The sequence below is a fragment of the Polynucleobacter sp. AP-Kaivos-20-H2 genome (assembly GCF_018882215.1).
Taxonomy (GTDB): Bacteria; Pseudomonadota; Gammaproteobacteria; order Burkholderiales; family Burkholderiaceae; genus Polynucleobacter.
This window is the reverse complement of sequence record NZ_JACVOX010000003.1, coordinates 159,499-173,230: the sequence shown is the minus strand read 5'-3', so window position 1 is coordinate 173,230 and position 13,732 is coordinate 159,499. Positions and strand designations below refer to the sequence as shown.

General features: G+C 46.0%; 13 protein-coding genes and 1 other RNA gene. 1 reads left to right on the top strand and 13 read right to left on the bottom strand.

The window, feature by feature from the left end:
• Window positions 1–11: 11 nt before the first annotated feature.
• From argC to rplM, 3 genes are all read right to left on the bottom strand, one after another.
• Entirely contained in the window at window positions 12–1,070 is a 1,059-nt protein-coding gene (gene argC / locus ICE89_RS09460; RefSeq protein ID WP_216265695.1) for an N-acetyl-gamma-glutamyl-phosphate reductase, read from the bottom strand.
• Window positions 1,071–1,204: 134 nt separating this feature from the next.
• Complete coding sequence (rpsI, locus tag ICE89_RS09455) at window positions 1,205–1,606, bottom strand: 30S ribosomal protein S9 (RefSeq protein ID WP_072582726.1); 402 nt, start codon at window positions 1,604–1,606, stop codon at window positions 1,205–1,207.
• A 9-nt stretch (window positions 1,607–1,615) separates the two neighbouring features.
• Window positions 1,616–2,044 (bottom strand): 50S ribosomal protein L13, encoded by a 429-nt coding sequence (gene rplM / locus ICE89_RS09450; protein WP_072582725.1) that lies wholly within the window; start codon window positions 2,042–2,044, stop codon window positions 1,616–1,618.
• 408 nt (window positions 2,045–2,452) lie between these two features.
• Between rplM and ICE89_RS09445 the strand changes: the two genes are divergently transcribed.
• Window positions 2,453–2,875, top strand: a complete 423-nt coding sequence (locus ICE89_RS09445; protein WP_215358648.1) for an OsmC family protein — start codon at window positions 2,453–2,455, stop codon at window positions 2,873–2,875.
• On the opposite strand, the gene rnpB is transcribed toward ICE89_RS09445, so the two are convergent.
• The 10 genes from rnpB to ICE89_RS09395 form a co-directional block, all read right to left on the bottom strand.
• Window positions 2,876–3,182: RNase P RNA component class A (gene rnpB / locus ICE89_RS09440), an RNA gene on the bottom strand.
• A 59-nt stretch (window positions 3,183–3,241) separates the two neighbouring features.
• Complete coding sequence (pyrC, locus tag ICE89_RS09435) at window positions 3,242–4,300, bottom strand: dihydroorotase (RefSeq protein ID WP_216265694.1); 1,059 nt, start codon at window positions 4,298–4,300, stop codon at window positions 3,242–3,244.
• Between the two features lies 1 nt (window position 4,301).
• On the bottom strand, window positions 4,302–5,654 hold the full coding sequence (locus ICE89_RS09430; RefSeq protein ID WP_216262796.1) for a glycerate kinase: 1,353 nt from the start codon (window positions 5,652–5,654) through the stop codon (window positions 4,302–4,304).
• Between the two features lie 9 nt (window positions 5,655–5,663).
• The gene (locus tag ICE89_RS09425; protein ID WP_216262797.1) at window positions 5,664–7,487 is read right to left on the bottom strand and encodes an ABC transporter ATP-binding protein/permease; all 1,824 of its coding nucleotides are present in this window, start codon (window positions 7,485–7,487) and stop codon (window positions 5,664–5,666) included.
• Window positions 7,488–7,496: 9 nt separating this feature from the next.
• A complete protein-coding gene (gene nudB, locus ICE89_RS09420) occupies window positions 7,497–7,946 on the bottom strand; it encodes a dihydroneopterin triphosphate diphosphatase (protein WP_216262798.1) in 450 nt (149 codons plus the stop codon).
• Between the two features lie 21 nt (window positions 7,947–7,967).
• Complete coding sequence (gene aspS / locus ICE89_RS09415) at window positions 7,968–9,767, bottom strand: aspartate--tRNA ligase (protein WP_216265693.1); 1,800 nt, start codon at window positions 9,765–9,767, stop codon at window positions 7,968–7,970.
• Window positions 9,768–9,783: 16 nt separating this feature from the next.
• Window positions 9,784–10,437: a DUF502 domain-containing protein gene (locus ICE89_RS09410; RefSeq protein ID WP_215358654.1), complete on the bottom strand. Its 654-nt coding sequence runs from the start codon at window positions 10,435–10,437 to the stop codon at window positions 9,784–9,786.
• 52 nt (window positions 10,438–10,489) lie between these two features.
• Window positions 10,490–12,076 (bottom strand): ubiquinone biosynthesis regulatory protein kinase UbiB, encoded by a 1,587-nt coding sequence (ubiB, locus tag ICE89_RS09405; protein WP_216265692.1) that lies wholly within the window; start codon window positions 12,074–12,076, stop codon window positions 10,490–10,492.
• 3 nt (window positions 12,077–12,079) lie between these two features.
• On the bottom strand, window positions 12,080–12,700 hold the full coding sequence (locus ICE89_RS09400; protein WP_216265691.1) for an SCP2 domain-containing protein: 621 nt from the start codon (window positions 12,698–12,700) through the stop codon (window positions 12,080–12,082).
• Between the two features lie 53 nt (window positions 12,701–12,753).
• Window positions 12,754–13,662 (bottom strand): Tim44 domain-containing protein, encoded by a 909-nt coding sequence (locus ICE89_RS09395; RefSeq protein ID WP_216265690.1) that lies wholly within the window; start codon window positions 13,660–13,662, stop codon window positions 12,754–12,756.
• Between the last annotated feature and the right edge of the window lie 70 nt (window positions 13,663–13,732).

Sequence of the window (13,732 nt, the reverse complement as noted above, 5' to 3'; positions counted from 1 at the left end):
CTGAAGGGTCATTATGGGGAAACAGCAATCTGGGTAAGGCCCATAGTCTCGGGCAACCCAAACATCAGGTTCATACACTGTACACCCTGGCCTGAGGCACCCTTTACCAAATTGTCCTCAACCACCAAAATGACTAAAGTATCACCACCGCCCGGACGATGGATCGCAATCCGAATACCGTTACTACCCCGCACAGAACGCGTCTCTGGATGGCTGCCCGCCGGCATGACATCGACAAATGGCTCATCCTGATAGAAGTTCTCATAAAGCTTTTGGTAATCAACGTCTTTACCAGCCTCAGTCAAACGGACATACAAAGTCGAATGAATACCTCTAATCATCGGCGTTAAATGCGGCACAAAGGTCAAACCGATCTGATCATGACCAGCAATTGCCTTTAAGCCCTGTTCGATTTCTGGTAGATGGCGATGCCCCTTCACGCTATAAGCCTTGAAATTATCGCTAGCCTCAGATAACAAAGTGCCGATCTCTGCTTTCCGGCCAGCGCCAGAAGTGCCTGACTTCGAATCAGAAATAATATGCGTGCCATCGATGAGGTGTTTGCCGCCAGTCGATTTAGGTGACAGCAAAGGTACGAGGCCAAGCTGCACTGACGTTGGATAGCAACCCGCCAAACCAACAACGCGCGCTTTTTTAATGGCATCACGATTAATTTCTGCCAAACCATAAACCGCTTCTGACAAAATTTCTGGGCAGGTGTGCTCCATGCCATACCACTTTGCAAATTCTTTGACATCCTTCAAACGAAAGTCTGCGGCAAGATCCAAAATCTTCACATTGTTAGCGAGCAATTCTTTTGCTTGTGCCATTGCAACACCATGTGGAGTTGCGAAGAACACCACATCACATTCATTCAGTTTGGCTTCATCAGGCGTTGTAAATTTGAGAGCAACACGGCCACGCAAAGATGGAAACATCTCAGCCACTGGCATGCCAGCTTCTGTGCGAGAAGTAATTGCAGTGAGCTCTACCTCGGGATGCTGCGCCAATAAACGCAACAACTCCACTCCGGTATATCCAGTGCCGCCTACGATACCAACTTTAATCATGTCACTCTCCAAAATGCGCTATATCGAAATTATCGTATAGAGCTTACTACTTGATTCTTACGATTGTCTTAATTGTAGAAACAAAAAGGGCCGCTTGCGCGACCCTTTCGATAAAACTTAAGCGACTGAAAGAATTAGCGCTTGCTGAACTGCTTACGACGACGCGCGCCGTGCAGACCAACTTTTTTACGCTCAACTTCACGAGCATCGCGAGTTACCAAACCTGCTTTAGACAGGGCTGGCTTCAAGGCGTTGTCGTAGTCGATCAATGCACGAGTAACACCGTGACGAACTGCACCAGCTTGGCCAGTTTCACCGCCACCAGAAACGTTTACTTTGATATCAAAGGTCGTTAAGTGGGCTGTGAGAGCCAAAGGCTGACGAGCGATCATGCGTGATGTTTCACGAGCAAAATAGGCATCGATAGGCTTACCATTAACAATGATTTCGCCTTTGCCAGATTTAATGAATACACGCGCCACAGAACTCTTGCGACGACCAGTACCGTAATTCCAATTTCCGTAATTAATAGCCATTTGGGTTCCTTAAATCTCTAACGCTTTAGGCTGTTGAGCCGTGTGCGGATGATTAGCATCGCCATAAACTTTCAATTTCTTGATCATGGCATAGCCTAGTGGGCCTTTTGGCAACATACCCTTCACAGCCTTCTCCAAGGCGCGACCTGGGAAACGGTCTTGCATCTTGTCGAAGTTGGTCGAGCTAATACCACCTGGGTATCCGCTGTGACGGTAATAAATTTTGTTCAAGCCTTTTGTGCCTGTGACACGGAGCTTAGATGAATTGATGACAACGATAAAGTCGCCAGTATCAACGTGTGGGGTGTATTCAGGCTTGTGCTTGCCGCGTAGACGGAGTGCCACTTCACTGGCGACACGACCGAGGACTTTGTCCGTAGCGTCAATCACGAACCATTCATGCACTACCTCATGGGATTTTGCAGAAAAAGTTTTCATGATTTCTCAAATTGTTATGGTCAAAAAAATTACCCCAACCAAACTACGTCCACCTTGGCCCTGCTTATATTTGCAAGCTCGCAGATTCTGCAATTCAACTGGTACAACAAATTACCGCTGACCGGCTCGGTAATTCAGTAAAGCCTTGAATTGTAACCTAAAAAAACCCAGGAACGAGTCCTGGGTTGGAATCCACCTATGTTTGGGTGGAGGAGACACTGGGAGGTAAGTCGCAGTCTTATACAAGACTGACTACCAATATGGTTATTGTATCCATATGCATGGTGCGATGCAAGAATATTGACCAAAATCAATATTTTTATGTTGCTATGCAGCAACTTGATTTCCCATAAAATAGGTAAACTATTGATAATATTGATTAATTTAGTAAGTTAGGAATCACTAATAATGGAATGTCGAGTAAGTTGGTTGGGTAATGGCGGCATGGCTTTTTCTGCAGAAACTGGCAGTGGCCACCTCGTAAACATGGATGGTGCCCCTGAAGCTGGTGGCAAAAACCTCGCTCCAAGGCCAATGGAGCTTCTTTTAGCGGGTGCAGGCGGATGCTCTGCATTTGATGTGGTTTTAATCCTACAAAGGGCCCGTCAGGCCATTAGTGGCTGTGAAGTGGTTCTCCAGGCTGAACGAGCTACAGAAGACCCTAAAGTCTTCACGAAGATCAATTTGCACTTTACGGTCAAAGGGAAAGACTTGGATCAGGCAAAGGTGGATCGCGCCGTAAAGCTCTCACATGAAAAATATTGTTCAGCTACGACCATGTTGGCCAAAACTGCAGAACTGACCTACAGCGTCGAAATCATTGCGGAATAAGTGCAGAGTCAATCGATAAGCCGGATTCTGTCGCCTAGATTTGCATCTAGGGGCAATCATTCCTCTAGGCCGGCAGTTACCTGACGGCTCAAGCTCCCTACCCGCAGACTCAGCGGGACGCCTCATCGCCTGCTTACTTGGGATTGCTCCAGGTGGAGGTTACCGCGTTTCACCGTAACTAAATACGCTCGTCTCTGTGGCCCTATTCCTCACGTCGCCGTGGATGGCCGTTAGCCATCACCCTTCCCTATGGAGTCCGGACTTTCCTCCCCCTCAATAAAGAGGCGGCGATTGCCCAATTGACTCTGCGCCTGCAGTCTAACGCAGTCGGGCCAATTTGGCTAAGAAAGTAATGATTTGTGTTTTTTAAACGAGTGACCAGGCGATAGTTTCGCCAGCACGCAGCGGAACGATAGTGGCATCACCCAATGGCAATTCAGTAGGGATACTTTGCGCCTGCTTTATAAGAGTAATTTTTTTGCTATTCCGTGGCAGAGAATAAAAATCAGGACCAAAGAAACTAGCAAAGCCTTCTAACTTATCCAGTTTGCCAACACTCTCAAATGCTTCGGCATATAAACCTAAAGCATTAAAGGCACTATAGCAACCCGCACAGCCACAAGCTGCCTCTTTGGCACCCTTAGCATGAGGCGCACTGTCAGTGCCCAAGAAGAAACGAGCATTTCCACTAGTTGCCGCTTCCAATAAAGCAATGCGATGTTCTTCACGCTTTAAAACTGGCAAACAATAATTGTGTGGACGAATGCCACCAGCAAAAATAGCATTGCGATTCATGAGCAGATGCTGCGGAGTAATCGTAGCTGCAATCGTATTCTTTCCACCCGTCGCCGCATCACGCACGTAGTGAGCAGCCTGCTTGGTAGTGATGTGTTCAAAGACGATTTTGAGCTCAGGAAACTGTTGACGTAGAGGCTCCAACACCGTATCAATAAAGACCGCCTCACGATCAAAGATATCGATTTCAGAGCTGGTTACTTCACCATGCACTAAGAGCGGCATACCAACAGCTTGCATCGCTTCTAATGCCGCATGGCAATGTTTAAGATCACTGACACCAGCATCACTATTCGTCGTTGCACCTGCGGGGTATAGCTTAAATGCGGCGATGCCTGCAGTCTTAGCCTTACGAACTTCATCTGCAGAAGTATTGTCAGTGAGATATAAGGTCATTAAAGGCGTAAAGTCACTGACACCCAAAGACTTTAAATTCGATTCAATGCGAGATTGATAGGCTTTAGCCAAATCCACAGTAGTTACTGGTGGCTTGAGATTGGGCATGATGATCGCGCGAGCAAATTGACGCGCAGTGTCTGCCAACACATCTTTCATCACTTCGCCATCACGAATATGCAAGTGCCAATCGTCCGGCTGAATCAGTTTAATTTGTGTAGGACTATTAGACATATTATTTATCGAGCAAGATGATGCGGAAATCATTCACATTGGTAAGTGTAGGTCCAGTTTCCACTAAAGCGCCTAATTCTGCAAAGAAGCCATAACAATCATGTGTTGATAAGAATTTCTCTGGAAGCAGACCTGCAGTCTGGCTAGCTTGGCGAACGGCGCCATCAAACCAGGCTCCAGCATTCTTTTCGCTGCCATCAATGCCATCGGTATCCGCTGCCAATGCAGCTAATTGAGGGAGGTCTTTAGAGGCAGCAAAAAGAGAGAGCAGATATTCGCTACAGCGACCACCACGACCCTTAACACCGGCTGGAATAGTCACTGTACACTCGCCACCAGAAATCAGAGCAAGCGGTTTATCAAATCCCCTTGACACATGATCACGAACTAAAACAGCCTGCTCAATTCCAACCTCTTGGGCTTCACCAGTAATCGTGTCACCCAAAACGATTGGCTCATAGCCTTGTGTACGAACATAGTCAGCGGCAGCCTCTAAACTTTTATAGGCAGTTGCAATCACATGGTTGGCCACTTGAGCGGAGATTAAATCAGAATCTTTCAAAGTCTCTGGCTTTTCTCCAACTAGGCCTTGCTTGAGATGATTTAATACTGATGCAGGAATGGAAGATGCATCTAAGTCATATTTTTGCAAAATATTGAGTGCATCTAAATACGTGGAGTAGTCAGCAGCACATGGGCCACTAGCAATATCTGCTGGTGAATCGCCTGTGACATCAGAAATTAATAAGGCCTCTACTCGTGCACCACGCGAAATGGCTGCCCTAGCTAAGTTACCACCTAAGATTGCAGACAAATGCTTACGTACCACATTCATCTCCTCAATAGGGGCACCACTACGTAGCAACGCTTCTGTGGTCTTGCGCATATCCTCAATCGAGATACCTGCTTGCGGTAGAGTGAGCAGGCTTGAGCCACCCCCAGACACTAAGGCGATCAATACATCACCTTGCGAAAGTTGATTCGTGAGCGCAAAAATCTCTTTTGCTCCGTCCATACCAGCTTGATCAGGCACCGGATGTCCAGCTTCAATAATTTTGATTTGGGACGTTGGTGAGTTATGACCATAACGTGTCAGCACTACACCTTCTAATGTCACTTCTGGCCAATGCACTTTTGCATAAGCTTCTAAAGCACTCGCCATCGAAGCACTAGCTTTCCCAGCGCCGACCACTAGACATCTTCCCCGTGGCCCTTGTCCAGCTGGAAATATCTTAGCTAAATATTGTGGAACAATCACCTGCGGATCAGCAACAGCGACAGCAGTTGCAAAAGCATTTTTAAGGATCGCGTCTTTGTTTGCCGCCATAGAAGTTGAGGAAATATTTTGGATCATCCAGCTATTCTAATCAAGAGCAGCACGTTCTTGCATTTGCCACATTTCTGTATATTTACCTTTAACTGAAAGTAGCTCCTCATGGGTTCCACGCTCCACAATTTGCCCATGATCCATTACTAAGATCTGATCAGCATGAACGATGGTTGAAAGACGATGGGCAATGATAAGTGTTGTACGGTTCTTAGCCAAAGTCAGCAGCTCCTCCTGGAAAGCGCGCTCGGTTTTAGAGTCTAAGGCTGAAGTAGCCTCATCAAAGATGAGCATAGCAGGCCTCTTGAGAAGGGTTCTAGCTATAGCTACCCGTTGTTTCTCTCCACCAGATAGCTTTAAACCCCTCTCGCCGACTTGGGTGTCATAACCATCTGGCAAACGTTTAATAAAGCTGTCGATCTGTGCCGCCCTAGCAGCCTCATGTACACCCTCAATGCTCGCAGAGGGATCTCCATAGGCAATGTTATAGCCAATCGTGTCATTAAATAGCACTGTATCTTGCGGCACGATCCCAATTGCCTTGCGTAAACTGGCCTGCGTAACATCTTGAATATTTTGTCCATCAATCAGAATCTTGCCTGATTGAACATCGTAAAAACGAAATAATAATCTTGCCAAAGTGCTCTTACCCGCTCCACTTTGCCCAACCACTGCAGTGATTGTTCCTGCTGGAATAGCAAAACTCACATCATGAAGAATTTCACGCTTAGCTTCATAGTGAAACGATACATGCTCAAAACGAACATCAGGACCATGGCCATAGTTTTCAATATGTAGTAGCTTAGCATTTGGTGAGTCTGCAATTTCTTTATCGGTATTCAGTAAAGAGAACATGCGCTCCATATCTGTTAGAGACTGCTTGATCTCGCGATAAATCACACCCAAAAAATTGAGTGGAATATACAACTGGATCATTAAAGTATTAACTAGCACAAGGTCGCCAAGAGTCATGGTGCCATCCACTACACCAAGCGTAGCGCGCCATAAAATTAAGACTAGGCCAATAGCGATGATGGTTTGCTGTCCAAAATTAAGAACAGCTAAAGATTTTTGCGACTTAATGGCAGCGGCCTGATAGCGTACTAAGTTTTTATCGTAACGACTAGCTTCAAAGGCCTCATTACCAAAATACTTTACAGTCTCAAAATTTAATAAAGAATCAATTGCTTTCTGATTCGCCCTTGAATCCATTTCATTCATAGTCTTGCGAAAATGGGTGCGCCACTCTGTTACCACCACAGTAAATACAATATAGAAAACTAAGGCGCATAAGGTAATTGCTGCAAACCAAATATCATATGAGTAAGCTAAATAGCCCAATACCAAAATGAACTCAACAAGCGTTGGTAGGATGCTATATAGCGAATAAGCAATCAGTGATTGAATGCCACGAGTGCCACGCTCAATGTCCCGACTAACACCTCCGGTTTGACGAGCTAGATGAAAGCTCAGTGCTAAGGCATGTAAATGTTCGAAGACTTGAAGAGCCACTTTACGAACAGCATTTTGGGTCACTCTAGCAAAGAGAAACTCGCGTAATTCAGCAAACAAGGAAGCAGCCATTCGAAGAAGCCCATACGCCACAATGAGCGCTACTGGAACTACAAGCAAAACTTGTGGGGAGTCTGGCTTGATGTCTAAATCATCAATTAAACGCTTCAGCAAAATAGGGATGCCTAGATTGGTAACCTTAGCAGCAACCAAGCAAGCTAGAGCAATCGCAACTCTAAATTTGTATTCCAGTAGGTAGGGAATTAAATCGCGAATGACCTTCCAATCGCTTCCCTGTGAAGGCTTGGAATCTGCGCTACCGTGATGATGTCCCGATGAATGTCTCATCGCTCTATCTTATTCCTTCTTCTCTGAGAATACTTTGAGAATAGCCTCTCCATTGCTAGGGGAGAAACATTTTTTAGCGGCCTCTACAAACGGTAACCACTCGTAAGCTACGTGCTCTCTTGGTGACAGCTTAACTTGTGTGTCATCAGGCACTTGCAGTGCAAACCAATGTTCGATATTACTAGTAACCCCCGGAGCATAGCGAAAGCGCCATTCAGGATAGATTTCATACTCGATTTGATGATGCATGTTTTGCAATGCATCTTTTGGTAGGTGATCCACTGCAATGCCCGTCTCTTCAAACACTTCTCGGGTAGCTGCAAAGGCTAGATTCTCATCGAGAGCATCGAGACTACCGGTGACGGATTGCCAAAAACCCGAGCGGTCAGCACGCTCTATCAATAAAACATCCCTATTCAATTTGTAGATGACGACTAAAACCGAAATAGGGATTTTCAAGATGGAATTACTGAGGTTGCTTTATGCGGCTGGGGTAGCTTGACGCAAACGGATATGCAATTCACGCAGCTGACGCTCGTCTACCGGGCTTGGGGCCTGAGTTAACAAGCACTGAGCACGTTGTGTTTTAGGGAAAGCAATCACATCACGAATGGATTCTGCACCAGTCATCATTGTTACGATGCGATCCAGGCCGAACGCAATACCGCCGTGAGGAGGGGCGCCATACTGAAGTGCATCTAACAAAAAGCCAAATTTGGCTTGAGCTTCTTCTGCATCAATTTTCAATGCACGGAATACCTGGCTTTGAACCGCCTCTTGGTGAATACGGACTGAGCCGCCACCAATTTCACTACCATTCAACACCATGTCATACGCTTTAGCTAAGCACTTACCTGGATCAGACTCCAGATACTTCATATGCTCATCTTTAGGGCTGGTAAACGGATGATGACAAGCAACCCAACGGGCTTCGCCTTCATCGTAGTCAAACATTGGGAAATCAACTACCCACAACGGCTTCCAACCTTCGGTAAAGAGACCATGCGCTTTACCCCAAGCAGATTGGCCAATACGTAAACGTAAATTACCAATCGCATCGTTTACTACTTTTTCTTTATCGGCACCGAAGAAAATAATGTCGCCATCTTTTGCACCGGTGCGCTTCAAGATGCCCTCGATCGCTGCATCATGCAAATTCTTCACGATTGGTGACTGCAAGCCATTGCGGCCTTCAGCAACAGCATTGACCTTGATCCAAGCCAAGCCTTTAGCGCCATAAATACTGACGAACTGAGTGTAGTCATCGATTTCGCTACGGCTAATTTCAGCGCCGCCAGGTACGCACAAACCCACTACTCGCCCACCAACTTGATTGGCGGCACCTGAGAACACCTTGAAATCAACGTCTTTCATTAAATCGGTCAATTCGGTGAATTCAAAGTTCACACGCAAATCTGGCTTATCGGAGCCAAAACGCGCCATACCCTCTGAGTAAGGCATGGTCGGGAATGGATTAGGCAACTCAACATTCATCGTCTTCTTGAAAATATGACGAATCATGTTTTCAAATAAATCACGAATTTCCAACTCACTTAAGAAAGCAGTTTCACAGTCGATCTGAGTAAATTCAGGTTGACGATCAGCACGCAAATCTTCGTCACGGAAACACTTGGTAATTTGATAGTAACGATCAAATCCAGCCACCATCAATAACTGTTTAAATAACTGAGGAGATTGCGGCAATGCGAAAAACTGGCCATCATGAACACGGGAAGGCACCAAATAATCACGCGCGCCTTCTGGGGTGCTCTTAGTCAACATCGGTGTTTCGATATCGATAAAGCCAGCATCATCTAAATAACGACGACACTCCATCGCCACGTTGTAACGCAAACGTAAATTCTTTTGCATTTGTGGGCGACGCAAATCTAATACACGATGAGTCAATCGAGTAGTCTCTGACAAATTCTCATCATCAATCTGGAATGGCGGAGTTACAGAAGCATTCAGAATCACCAAGCTATGGCAGAGGATCTCTACTTTTCCACTAACTAAATCTGTGTTCTCAGTGCCGGCAGGACGTGCACGTACAAGACCTTTAATCTGTATACAAAACTCGCTACGAACTTGCTCAGCAAGAGCAAACATTTCTGGGCGATCAGGATCGCAAACAACCTGTACAAAACCTTCGCGGTCACGCAAGTCAATAAAGATAACGCCTCCGTGGTCACGACGGCGATTAACCCATCCAGCAAGAGTGACTTCTTGACCAATCAGTGAATCGGTTACCTGGCCGCAGGTATTGCTTCGCATTGACATAACAATTTCCTATAAATCAAAAATGGCGTGGCAACTGGGATGCAGTTAAACCACTAGAACTATTGGGAGGAACAGAGCCCATTGAAACAATATGTTTCAGAGCCTCTTCCACACTCATCTCTAGTTCAATCGTTTGTGCACGGGGCACGATCATGAAAAAACCAGAGGTTGGATTTGGGGTTGTAGGCAGAAATACGTTGACGTAGTCTTCACCTAATTTGGCAGTCACTTCTTTTGCTGGGATACCAGTTTGAAAAGCGATTACCCAAGAATCCGCATGGGGATAGCGAATTAACAAGGCTTTGCTAAAAGCCTGTCCACTTCCAGAAAATAAAGTGGATGAGACTTGCTGAACGCTGGAATAAATTGAGCGAACAATCGGTATGCGATTAACAAATTTATCCCAGACCTTTAACCACCACTGCCCCGCAAAATTAATCGCAGTCAATCCAGTGAGCAGGATGACCACAATCACAATCAATATTCCAACGCCTGGGAGATCGCGGAAATGCTGTAGATCTCTCGCAGCATCTTCAGGGAGCACCACAATAATGGCGTGCATTACAGAACCAAAAACGCCGTCGAGCAGACCTAAGCCCCAAGCAATCACCCAAATGGTGATCGACAATGGTGCCCAAACGAGGATGCCAGCAATAAAGTATTTTTTCATGTGTTTCGCCTAACCCACTATTTTAGCGGTTTAGCAACCAATCAGCGAGAGACTAATAAATGCCTAGGCTGATGATCAAAATTCCGGTCAAAAACCCGCCGGCAAAGAGTAAAGCCCCCGCCAAAAGGCGATGGGTACGCCTTTCTTGTAACAAAAGGGCCTTTAAGACCTCTAATTCGCCATTCTGGTCTTTTATAGGGGAATGGGCCTGCGCTAGGCTATTGGCGATCAAACGGGGCAATGTTGGCAGAATTTTGGCCCAAGTAGGCGCCTCTTCCTTGATGCCATCAATGAGACCGCGCCACCCTAACTGCTTGCTTACCCATTTTTCCAGAATCGGCTTAGCCGTTTTCCAAAGGTCCAGGTCAGGATCCAATTGACGGGCCAGACCTTCGACATTCAGGAGGGTTTTTTGTAGCAAAGTGAGTTGCGGCTGAATTTCTACCTTAAAGCGACGGGAGGTCTGGAACAAACGCATCAGTACAATGCCCAAAGAAATTTCTTTCAGAGGACGATCGAAATACGGCTCGCAAACAGAACGTACAGCACCCTCTAATTCTTCAACGCGAGTATTAGCCGGGACCCAACCTGATTCGATATGTAACTCAGCAACGCGACGGTAATCGCGATTAAAGAATGCCAAGAAATTCAAGGCTAAATAATTTTTATCAGATTCGCTTAATGCGCCAACGATACCGAAATCTAGAGAAATAAAGCGGCCAAATGTTTCTGGCTCTAAGCTAATCATGATGTTGCCGGGATGCATATCCGCATGGAAGAAACCATACTCAAACACTTGGGTAAAGAATATTTCTACGCCATCTGAAGCCAACTTCTTAAAGTCAACGCCTGCCTCTCTGAGTGCCGCCGTCTTACCAATCGAGATGCCATACATCCTCTCCATGACAATCACATTGGTGTGACATAAATCCCAGTACATCTCCGGAATCATTAACTTATTGGAATCCGCGAATTGCCTACGTAGCTGACTCGCATTAGCGGCCTCGCGCATGAGATCAAGCTCATCATGCAAATAAGTATCAAACTCCGAAACGTTCTCACGCGGCTTTAAACGACGGCCATCTTCGGAGCTTTTTTCAATCACCTTAGCTAGGTCGTACATCAAGGCCAGGTCACCCTCAATCACCGGCAGAATGCCGGGGCGCAAGACCTTAATAGCTACTGAACGACCCTCCCATTCAGGATGTTTATCTGTGCCACGCAAGACTCCGAAGTGCACCTGCGCCACTGAAGCGCTAGCAACAGGCGTTGCATCAAAACTAATAAATACTTCTTCAATTGGTTGGCCTAGATCTGCTTCAATCAAACGACGCGATTCTTCGTTTGAAAATGGTGGTACCTGATCTTGTAATTTAGCCAACTCATTGGCAATATCTTCTGGCAATAAATCGCGACGTGTAGAGAGCACTTGACCAAACTTAACAAAAATAGGGCCTAGTGCCTCGAGCGTTAATCGAATACGCTCGCCTCTAGGCAAATGACTGCCTGGAGACATCCAGCAAAGCATGGTTAAAAATCCGCGACGAATGCCCGGCTTTAGAAGATCGCGAAGTAGTGGCAATAAACCATAACGCCATGCGGTAAAGAAAATGAAAAAGAGACGAGCAATTCGACGCACGATTTATTTAGCCTTTTGCTCTAATAGTTGAATACGTTTTTCCATACGATCTACAGACTCGCGTAAATCACTTAATTCGGATTTACGAACCATAAAATCTCGTTTATTTAAAAGCACTTTCTTTTCTTCGCTGACATACTCCACTACATTGTCCAGTAAATCACTTGCGGCAGAACGCGTGGCAGATACAAACTTTTTACCCTGTCTTACGGCAAAATTTGCAGGTGCATCACCAACGAGCTGAGCCAAATCTTCCTCGTATTCCCAGCGCAACTGCCCAGCAAGACGACCCAATAATTGGGCTAAGTCTGCATCACCAGTAATTTTGACCGCTTTAAAAGCTTGCTCTCGCAAAGAACCAGTACTACCTGCCAAGTCGCTCAATGCCTTGGCAGACACCTCCAAAGTGAGCGAAGGTGCCTCAATCTCTTTTAAGCTAGCCAATAAACCATCTGGCTTGATCTCAAAACACAGATTACCAAGCGGTAGTTGTAGCAATATTGTTTTGTTGGCATGACGAACTAATTCTGCAGACGCCCAAGGCTCGCTACCCAATACGTGATTAATCCCCCGGCAGGCTGCGCCAGAAGCAATCGTATGGGTAGTCAAAAAATGTCTGTTCATGAGTGTAAAAAACCCGCACTAGTGCGGGTTTTCCGACGGAAAGTACCTAAAGCTTAAACCAACTGGGAGATGCCCGCCAGTACCCAGCCGCCAGGACCTTCCACAGGCTTGCTCAAATTCCAGATTTCGGAGAAGTCGCTCGCTGGAGCGCCCTGCTGCTCACGAATCATGCCGCTGAACTGAACGCTACAGAAATAATGGGCATCCGCCGTCTCAACCCCTAAGAGCTGAGCATTAATGGTCACGACATCTGTTTGATTGCTGCCATCAGTTCTACCAGCTAAATCTTGCTGAATCGTGGCAAACATATCGGGAGTTGTAAATTCACGTAAGGATGCAAGATCACCTTGGTCCCAAGCTTTTTGCAAAGTGACAAAATATTGTTTTGCATTTTCCAAAAACGTTTGCTGATCGAAACCAGGAGGCAAGGTTGACTGAAATACCTCAGGCTCTGCACTCACCCCACCGAATGCATTTGCAGCAGGAGTAAAGGCGGGCTCCTGTCTTGGAGTCTCAACATTACTGCGCTGCATGCCTTGAGATGGCACATTTGAGTTTTGACCAGCACCAGACATGGCTGGCAATAATCTACGAATCACAAACATAATGACAAAGCCAGCCAACATTGCGATCAGCAAACCAGTAATCAATGAGGAAGCTGCTTCACCTAAACCAAAATGCGATAAGAGGTAACCAATCCCCAGGCCCGCTGCTAAGCCACCCAAAATACCACCCATGCCGCCAAAACGACTAGGCGCAGGTGCTTGAGGAGCTGGGGTTGGAGCAGTTGGTTGTGCTTGCTGAACTGGCTTTTGCACAGGAGCAGCCTGACGTTGCATTGGTGCACTTGGCGCACGACCAAGACTTCTTCCGCCACCTAAGCGAGCAGCATCAACCTGACCAACCATTGCAATGATCAAAGTAAAACTCAAGAGAACTGCTTTAAAAAAATGTTTATTCATTTTTATATTTACCCCTTCTAATAACTACTCAACTTCTTTAGTTTTTAAGACTTTAAAAACTATACGACTA